Origin of the sequence: Thermogutta sp. (genome assembly GCF_014359955.1) — a bacterium.
Taxonomy (GTDB): Bacteria; Planctomycetota; Planctomycetia; order Pirellulales; family Thermoguttaceae; genus Thermogutta.
Genome location: NZ_JACIYL010000116.1, coordinates 1 through 8,468 on the forward strand (window position 1 = coordinate 1; position 8,468 = coordinate 8,468).

Below are 8,468 nucleotides of genomic sequence, written 5' to 3' on the forward strand. Positions count from 1 at the left end.
GGGAATCGCTTCGATGGCGACGGCCTCGAGAATGTTCGCGGGCAAACGGCCCTGATCCGCGGCGGTGCGCAGGGCACGCTCCAGCACTTCCCGGTCGGCCTCGATCATCTCCTGCTGGAGCCGCTGGAACATTTTCACCGCGGGTCCTTCCGCCACCAGGGTGGAAGCGTAATTCGCATTGGAGGCGTCGCTGGTGAGCATGAACTCCGGCATGACGAGGCGGCTGGCAATCGCCCGCAGCTCCGCCTGGAGGAGTGTCACATAGCGGGCGGCATCGATCGCGGCGACGGGGAATTCGTACTCGATCCCTGCCGTGGCATCGAGAATGGTGCCCGGCGCGAAGTGTTCCACGGAAGGTGGGCCGCCGGGAAACGTCGGCGCTGCCGATTGGGTTTCCCGATCGGCAAGAAAGCGTTCCACGCTGCTTCGTCCTCCGGAGTGCTTGCGGATCAGCGCCACGGCCGACTGGAGCCCGGCCACCACGCTCATGTTCCGGAGGAGTTTTTCCGCCCGGCGAAGATTTTTCCGTACAGGATAGAAAAGGGGCAGTCCGCGTTTGATGTGGCTATCCACGTTCGCCCGACGATGCTGAACCTCCGAAGCCTCGATGAATTTTTCATCCACCCAGTAACCGCGGACTGTTTCCACGTCATGGGGATCGGTGGCGATCCCAAAGCTGTGTTCGGGCCTGGTTGCATAGCGGGACGGAGTGCGCACCTGTTCGGGATCGACGAAACGCACGCGCAGCAGACCGTCATCACCGGCAAAATAGCGGAGAAACACTTCGCCGTCCCGATCCAGCCGGAGCATGATCTCCTGCTGACGGCGGTGCCAGCGGTTTTCACGGAGGAATTCGTCGAGAACGGTCTGAGCGGAGCGCAGAAGATTTTCCGGCGTGCTCTGGGAAGTACGGCCGACCACCCGGTAGCGATGACCCGTTCCCACCACGTAGCTGATGCGGTTTTCCTGGGCGTTGATGGCGAATTCATTTTCCACGAGGAGGCGACGGCACTCACTGCGGATCTGGTCGAGCTGGCTTTCGCTGGTGTATGGGACGCGGGAGGCAGCGGCTCCGTGCGGCCCCAGCGGCCACCACTCCGTGCCGTCGCCATGATCATCGCTTTCCGCGGTGATCCAGGCCTCCAGAAAGTTGCGGATAGCACGCCACAAAGCGCGCTCGGAAGTGTTCAGGTCGTCGCGGACAGGCATCGGTATAGTCTCCTGAAGCCGATCACAACGCAGGCGATGGTGATGATCGATTTCGCGCAAACGAGGGTTTATCAATGTGACGTGTTATTCCACCGACATGCGGGAGATGGTATGCGTTTCGCCAGGGGAACGGAGGAGTTCGGCGGCCAGGCGGATGGCCATTTCCAGGGCATCGGGCCCATCGTCGTGGCTGGCCGTGGGAAACATCCGCAATTGTTCCACAAGGAGCCGCGTGCCGGCCGAGTTCCGCCGGAAGCGAAGCATCCGTCGCGCCAGGAACGGCCCTAACCGTCGGATCCGTACCACTTTGCTGGTGTGGTTATGGATCATCCAGGGTGAAAACCCTACAAGCCCCTGACGGCGGAACTCCGCTTCCAGCGGTTCGGCGAGCAACTCCTGAAACTGGTTGGCCTCCACCCCGAGCGCATCCACAGGGAAGCGTCGGCACCAGGCCACGGTATCTGCAACGAGCTGCGGGACGGGGCGTCGCGCCAGATCGGCTTCCACGTACATCCGACCCGCTGTGTCGATCATGAGGACCACCACCGCCGAGAAATCCCCTCGTCTGGAATCCTTCCCCTGACTGGGATCAACGGCCACGACGCACAGGCGGCGATGTTCGGGCCAGGCGTCGAACCAGATGGCCTCGTCGAAGTAGTCTTCCGGCCATTCGCAGGATTCCGGGGAGACGGGGTGATTCTGTTTTTCCCGGGCGAAGGCCGCGGCCCCCATCTCCGCCCGCTGGCACATGAGCTGGTAGAGGTTTTCCCGCTGGGGCCAGAGGACGACCGCTCCTTCGTCCATTTCCGCCCGATGGCGCTCATAAAACTCCCGTGCATGCTGCGGGGCCTGCGGATCCCGGAGGTCGCTGTAGAGGTTTTCCCATTGCGACCACAGATCCATGCGTGTGGGAAATCGCTCGATGGCACGGAACAGCAGGGTCTTCCAGCCGGGTGTCTGGCTGAGCTGGAGACCCAGGGCGTCCCAGTGCAGGGCCGTGGCCAGATGCACGACGTTGGTCTGGGGACTCCCTGCCGCCAGCAGCGTTCCGTGAAACCATGTGCGGGAATGTTCCCGCTGACGGGGAGAAATGATATGGCCATCGTTTTGAAGGTCGTCGGCGAGGATGAGCGTGGGCCGATGGGACAGGTGGCGACGCCCCCGCATTCGCTGGCCGGTGCCAAACGCTTCCAGCGTGGCGCCCGAGGACAGCGTGATTCTCTCCGCCCGCCAGACGGGTCCGGGATCGGTCAACCGGCCGTAGTGTGATTTGAGCCGTTCATTGGATTCCAGCTCTCTTTTGATGTTTTCCAGGTGTGCCCGGGCCTGATGGCGGCTGTCGGAAACCAGCCAGATGTAGGGCTCGTGCCCTTCCAGCAAACACCACAGGGGATAGGCCAGCGAAGCCAGCGTGGACTTGGCGGACCCTCGTGGGGCCAGCACGTTCAGCCGCAGGCCGCGGTGGTCAACCGCCCGTTCCAGGTACCGCGCCACGACTTCATGCATCCGGGACGGCGGCAAAGCGAAGTGATGGGGAAGGAAACAGCGAGCCCAATCCAGAAGGCAGCGGGAAGCACCGCTCATCTGGAGGCGCTTCCTGGCGCGGGAGTGTTCCCGGGCGAGCGATTCCCGCAACCACCGAAAGGCCTGAGGCATCCAGGGGATGTCGTGCAGGATATCGGGCAGATCGGGCCCGCCTTTAGAATCCGGGGTATGGCGGGGGACCATGTCAGTGTTCCGATGGTTCGCCAGGATCATGGTTGTCTCCTTCGTGCCGCCACTGCGCGCTGAGGCGATCGAGACGTTTGAGGATCCGCTTGCGGTGGCTGGCGATGGGAACCTCTTCCACGATGATGCGGGCAAATTCGGAAATGAGTGCCCGAATCTGTTCCAGCGTCACCGCCTGGGGGGAGCGCGGACCGTAATCCTCGGGATTGAGCCGTTCCAGGGCCCAGGCCGCGGCACGCCAGTACTGTTCTTTTCGGGCAGCCGCTGCGATGTTTTTCATGAACAGGATCTGGGCTTTGGTTTCGGCCTTGCGAAGGGCCTCGGCAAATTCCGGATCGCGCTCTGCCGTGCGGCGGATGGTGGAGGGTGAACACCCCACATACCGGGCCGCTGTCCGACGGCTGCACCCCACGCTGAGGATGGCAAGGATTTCACGCTTCCGGAATTCGTCCAGACCGCGCCGGGAACCGGGCTCTTGAATGGAGGCATCAGTTTGCGGACTGGGCATCGGCTCAGGCCTTCCCGCCATAAAAGGGGTTTTGCTCGATCCGGTTGGTGTGAAAGACAAACGACGAAGGCCGCTCCATCAATTGAGACGGCAGGCCGGCGGCGCGGCCACCGACGGATCCTCCCTCGGTCTCGGCGTGTTCCTGGAAATAGGAGACGTTTTGCCGGAGTGGTCCGGTCGGCCCAGGTATTCGAAGGAGATGACGGCGCGACCCCGCGAGCCGCGGTACTGCGGGAGGTTTCTCCCCCCACCCCGCGAACCATGTTTGCGAACGGCGACCAGGCGCCAGTGTGGGCAGCGCTGGCAATGGCGGATGATGGCCGGGTGAGAGGTCGTGATCCCGATACGACGGCCGCGGCGGCGATACAGTCGGGCGATGGTGTCGAGCACCGCCGAGCCGATCCCCATGCCCTGGTACTCGGGCAGGACCACGAGGCGGCTGATTCGGGAGTAACCGCGGTTTCCCACCTGCGAGGCGACCGCACAGAAGGCGACGGCCTCGCCCTGCCACAAAGCGAGGTAACATTCGGCAGCGGCGGGGAGCGAGCCGCTCAGATAGTGATGACGGCGATAGGCCCGCCACGCCTCGCGCCCACAGGGGACAATCGCCAGCGTGATGGGCGGTCGTGGAAGACACCTCCTTGCGAACTGCCGCGTCGCCATGTCGATAACCCAATGCGGGGCCAGCCATTCGATGATGTCGTAATGACAGGTGACGGCGACGAAGCGGCAGGCCAGCTCGCCACGCTGCATCCGGCGCTGAATGCCTGCGGCGATGGCCCGGGCCACATGGCGATCCACCACACTCGTGAATTCGTCACACACGACAAGGGGCAGGTTTTTGTCGGCATCGGGCGGAAGGAGGCGGTGCCAGCGCTCGAGCTCGGCTTCCGCGGGTGGGCAGGTCTGAGAGCAGGCAAGGGCCCGGGCGAGGTCGCAGCGGGCTTTCTCCCCGTTACTGAGCAGGTGGTAGGGCCGCAACCAGGCCGGCGGCGAGGCGAATCCCACCGTGGTGAGCAGACCCACAATGTGTTTGATGGAAAGATCGGGGAAGGCGTCGATGACGGGCCGGTCGGTGGGCCAGGAAAAACGGGAGAGGACCCGATCGCCGAACAACCAGCGGGCGAGCGTCGATTTACCGCTTCCCGACGGCCCCACGATGACGCCCAGTCGCCAGTCCTCTTGCTGCGGGGGAATGGTGAGGGTGATCGTTTCCCGGGACGCCTTCTGCAGATCGAGGTCGAACATTCCCGCCACCTGGGCCACACGGAAACTGTTGGCCACCGGATTTTCCAGGGTCAACTCAATCACGAACGGTTGAGACATGGGAGTTTCCCTTTCATCACGCGGCTTGTGCTTGAAGTGGCCGGTGCTCTGCACTCGGCTGGCGCCGGGTCAGAGCGTGAGCAGGCGGCAGTTGTATCCTTCGGCGGAGAGCCGCTCGAACACCTCGCGCTGCTGGTCTTCGTCCTCGCATTCCACCACCACCTGAAAGCTCTCCGGGAGTGACTGCGGCAGGCTGGGGGAATCGGGGGACTGGTCCTCATTGCCAGGGAGGGCGATCATTTCATGGAGCAGATCACGCAGCACGGGACTTTGAAGATCCAGGTCGCTGGCAAGTTCGGCAAGTGCTTCGGTGTCGGCTTCAGCCAGGTTAGCCAGGGGATCCAGCAGGGCGAGTAACTTGGCTGCTTCCTGCTCGTCGAGGTCCAGAATGAGCACCGGGACAACGGCATCGGGAGTGGTCTCGGCGCGGAGATGACCGTCGATCAACTCGAGGGTGCCGTCGGCCAGTTCCCGGGCCAGAAGGGCGTCGGCGTAACCGATCTCCGCCAGGATGCCGCGGAGGGCTGCACGCTGTTTGTCGGGATGGATGCGCCAGTTGCGGGGGTTGGGCCGGAGATCTCCTGCCCGTACACGCCGCAACTCTTTGATCCGATCACGAATGTGCATGGTCGTCTTTGCCCACACAAGGGTCAGGAAACGGGAAAATCGCCGGGAATCTCGGGGATCTCTCCCAGGGGCTCTTCCAGCGTCCGCAGCCGGGCTTGCCAGCGGGCGGCATCCCGTTGGCGCTGGCGTTCCAGATCCCACAGGTTATCCAGCCGCTCGGTGAGGGCTGACATGCGTTTTTCCAAATCCTGGAGTTTGCTGACGACCACCGCGAGCCGCCCGTGGACCATGAGCATCCAGGGTAAAAGCACGGCCACGCCAGTGGTCACAAGGGCCGTGGCAAACCCCCAATCAAGCGGTGACATGATGCGAGTTCCTCCACCTGCGCGCTGATGCAGCTCTCTCAATTTGAAGGAGATGGGGTCTGGTCTGACTTTGCATCCGTATCGGTTGATTCTTTGGAGGAGAGGGCCTCCGCCACGCGCTGGCGCAGCCGCCGCTCGAGAATTCTCAAACCGAGCCGGGCCGCGAAAGCCAGCGCGATGGATGGGGGACCGGTCCATCCCAGGGCCGTCAGTACGGCGGGAAGAATGGTGTCCACCCAGCCGGGACCTTTTTCCGCGAGAAGATCGGCGGCTGTCTGCCGGATCACTGCCCGAATATTTTCCGCGCCGACGACCCGCTCCGCGCGTTCCACGCGTTCCCGCAACTCGCTCACCAGCGCGGTTCGCTCCTCGAGATGCCTGAGACGCTCGCTCAACGGCTCCTCGCTTGCGAATCGGGCTTCCACGCGCTGGCGGAGTTCTTCCAGTCGCGCTTGGAGTTGCGCCAGCAGCGAATTCGGCGGGGACTGACTGCCGTCGATCGGGTTGCTCGGTGGCTCGGATGGAGAGGGTGCCGCCTCTTGCGGAGGAATCGGTACGAGAAGGTTTTCGGGCGATCGGGGAGCAGGCCGCTGATCACCGAAAATCCCGGCGAGAAACTGGCGGATTCTTCCGCAATAAGTGCCGACGGTGCGGTAGCCGTCTGTTCCCCAGAGGATGGCCACCACGCGACCTGAGCTGTCGAGGATCGGTCCGCCGGAATCGCCGTCGCGAGCAGCGGCACGGATCTGGAGCGTTTCCACGGCGGAACTGCCGGCCGTTTGGACATAGCCGAGGACTGCCCCCTGGGCCACTCTCAGTGATCCGTTGGGCCCGAACCCTGCCAGCGCGACGACATCACCTGGCCGGGGAACCGTCTCGGCAACGGCGGCCGGCGTATTGGGCGGTGATGCGATGCCGACCACGGCGAGATCGTCGGGGCCGCTCCGCGCGATGAGGCGGCCCTCGTAAGTGGCGTAGGCCGAACGGTCGGGCAACCACACGGTCAGTCGGCCGACCCCTTCGCGGAAAAGGTGGTCGCAGGTGAGGATCCAGCCCCACCGGTCATCTTTGTGGATGAGCACGCCTGAGCCGTAAACGGCCATCCCCGTGGCGAGTCTGTTTTCGATTCGGGCGACGGACCTGGTGGGGAGCGAGTCCCTCGGCAGGCTCCCAGGAGTGCCGCTGCCAACGATCTGTGGAAGGTCCGCGCTGGATGAGTAGGGGGCAGCGGGCGCAGGGCAAAAACCCTGGGCGCATCCCTGGGCCTGTGCGCGCCGTTGCCATCCACCCAGGCCAATCGCGATGGCCGCCAGTCCCACAAGAAAAACTCCCATCCAGGAACAGATTCCCCGGGAGCGTCGGGTTGGGACGTTTCGCGGTGGACAATCGGCGGGTTCGTCGTCAGGGACGAGCGTGGCGCGGTAACGGTAAAAGGGGCTCCGCGCCAGGTCGGCTGGTTCCGTCGCTTCGTCGGCCAACTGGGGCACGGGATCCACGCCCCCACCGACTCGCGTGGCCGTCACGCACGCCTGGCTGCAAAACGGGCGGGACAACGGAGATTCCGTATCGTGCAGCCTGGGCCGACGGAAAAGCCGAATCAACGGAACATGATACTGCGCGACGCGGAGAATCCTGTGGTAGCCGTAGCGCTCTCCTGCGTAGCGGAGCATGAACTGGACGGTTTGCTGGCGATCGAACTCGGGCCAGCGGCCGTCAGGGTCGGCCTGGTACACGTCGATTCGGCCGGGGTAGCGATTGACCTGACTGGCCAGGGTGACGACTCGGCCACCGTAGAGGGCACGGACTTCCAGGCAGCAGAGTGTTTCGCCCCACCATCCGGCGAGGGCTGCATGGGAGTGTTCTCCGCGACCGACCGCCGCGATCAGACCCCGCCGGCGGAAGAGGAGCAGATCGCCATCGCGGATCCATTCCTGGGCCTGGTTCAGGGGGACATGAAGACGGACGGTGTGCATCAGGCGGCCCTCCGCAGTGCGTTCGGCAGAACGAGAGCTTCCATCCAATCGTCGCCTGCAAGGCTGGCGAGTTCGGCTTCGGTGGGAGATTCCAGATCGATGAAGGGATCGTCGTCGAGGTAGGTGTCGTCGGAATCGCCGTCAGGTGACCAGGCGGGGTCGGCATCGGGTTCTCCTCGGGCGAGGGCCGCTGCGCGGACTTCCAGATAGCGTGCATACTCCGGGCCGCGGAGTTCCACGCGGGGCGGTCCATCTTCAGTGGCGGCGAGTGGCCGAATTCGACCAGCCTTTTTGAGCCGCCGTACTTCGCAGGCGCGGCAGGGCATTTCCACCATCGCGCCGCATTCCGGACAGCGTGCAAGGGTCGGCGTTGTGTTGTCGCGACCGTGTCGGGCGCGATAGCGTTCAAACCATTCGCCCGAGGCGATCGCCTTCACGGTGGCGCGACTGACGCCGGTGAGCCTGGCGACCTGCCGCTGGCTCATCCTGTGATCGACAAGGAGAGAACGGACTTTTTCAGCAAGGGCGGGCGAGATCACGACGGCCTCCGTTGGGGTATGGGTCCCTACCAATCCAGCGAACGCGTGAAGGTGTTCATTTGTACACTACTAGGACGTCAAAAGGAGGCAGGCGATCTCTGCCGGGAAAGCCAAACGCTGTCGGAGAACCCGCTCAGACTTTCGACCAAAGAGTTGGCACGAGATCGACCTGCCCACGTGGTACTTCGGGGTTTCGGTTACGACGCCGCCCAGTATAGCACACGAAGTGGACTAATTGCAAGCATGACGAAGG

The 8,468-nt window shown here is 63.8% G+C and carries 9 protein-coding genes; 1 reads left to right on the forward strand and 8 read right to left on the reverse strand.

Going from position 1 to position 8,468, the window contains the following annotated elements:
• From H5U08_RS05515 to H5U08_RS05550, 8 genes are all read right to left on the reverse strand, one after another.
• A partial coding sequence (locus H5U08_RS05515) for a phage portal protein (protein WP_297031079.1) occupies positions 1-1,209 on the reverse strand: 1,209 nt, incomplete at its 3' end.
• An 84-nt stretch (positions 1,210-1,293) separates the two neighbouring features.
• On the reverse strand, positions 1,294-2,967 hold the full coding sequence (locus H5U08_RS05520) for a hypothetical protein (protein WP_297031080.1): 1,674 nt from the start codon (positions 2,965-2,967) through the stop codon (positions 1,294-1,296).
• Positions 2,939-3,445 carry a helix-turn-helix domain-containing protein gene (locus H5U08_RS05525; protein WP_297031082.1) on the reverse strand — a complete coding sequence of 169 codons (507 nt, stop codon included), beginning with the start codon at positions 3,443-3,445 and terminating at the stop codon, positions 2,939-2,941. The genes H5U08_RS05520 and H5U08_RS05525 overlap by 29 nt, the downstream gene beginning before the upstream one ends.
• A 78-nt stretch (positions 3,446-3,523) precedes the next feature.
• Complete coding sequence (locus H5U08_RS05530) at positions 3,524-4,771, reverse strand: GNAT family N-acetyltransferase (RefSeq protein WP_297031084.1); 1,248 nt, start codon at positions 4,769-4,771, stop codon at positions 3,524-3,526.
• A gap of 69 nt (positions 4,772-4,840) precedes the next feature.
• Positions 4,841-5,398 (reverse strand): hypothetical protein, encoded by a 558-nt coding sequence (locus H5U08_RS05535; protein ID WP_297031086.1) that lies wholly within the window; start codon positions 5,396-5,398, stop codon positions 4,841-4,843.
• 23 nt (positions 5,399-5,421) lie between these two features.
• Positions 5,422-5,703, reverse strand: a complete 282-nt coding sequence (locus H5U08_RS05540; RefSeq protein WP_297031088.1) for a hypothetical protein — start codon at positions 5,701-5,703, stop codon at positions 5,422-5,424.
• 38 nt (positions 5,704-5,741) lie between these two features.
• On the reverse strand, positions 5,742-7,676 hold the full coding sequence (locus tag H5U08_RS05545; protein ID WP_297031090.1) for a trypsin-like peptidase domain-containing protein: 1,935 nt from the start codon (positions 7,674-7,676) through the stop codon (positions 5,742-5,744).
• A complete protein-coding gene (locus H5U08_RS05550) occupies positions 7,676-8,215 on the reverse strand; it encodes a helix-turn-helix transcriptional regulator (protein WP_297031092.1) in 540 nt (179 codons plus the stop codon). The genes H5U08_RS05545 and H5U08_RS05550 overlap by 1 nt, the downstream gene beginning before the upstream one ends.
• 18 nt (positions 8,216-8,233) lie before the next feature.
• Here H5U08_RS05550 and H5U08_RS05555 point away from each other — a divergent pair.
• A partial coding sequence (locus H5U08_RS05555) for a hypothetical protein (protein WP_297031094.1) occupies positions 8,234-8,468 on the forward strand: 235 nt, incomplete at its 3' end.

Bases quoted from the DNA above. Each gene is read 5' to 3' on its own strand.
- H5U08_RS05520 (WP_297031080.1), bottom strand. From the start codon at position 2,967: ATGATCCTGGCGAACCATCGGAACACTGACATGGTCCCCCGCCATACC.
- H5U08_RS05530 (WP_297031084.1), bottom strand. From the start codon at position 4,771: ATGTCTCAACCGTTCGTGATTGAGTTGACCCTGGAAAATCCGGTGGCC.
- H5U08_RS05525 (WP_297031082.1), bottom strand. From the start codon at position 3,445: ATGCCCAGTCCGCAAACTGATGCCTCCATTCAAGAGCCCGGTTCCCGG.
- H5U08_RS05535 (WP_297031086.1), bottom strand. From the start codon at position 5,398: ATGCACATTCGTGATCGGATCAAAGAGTTGCGGCGTGTACGGGCAGGA.
- H5U08_RS05540 (WP_297031088.1), bottom strand. From the start codon at position 5,703: ATGTCACCGCTTGATTGGGGGTTTGCCACGGCCCTTGTGACCACTGGC.
- H5U08_RS05545 (WP_297031090.1), bottom strand. From the start codon at position 7,676: ATGCACACCGTCCGTCTTCATGTCCCCCTGAACCAGGCCCAGGAATGG.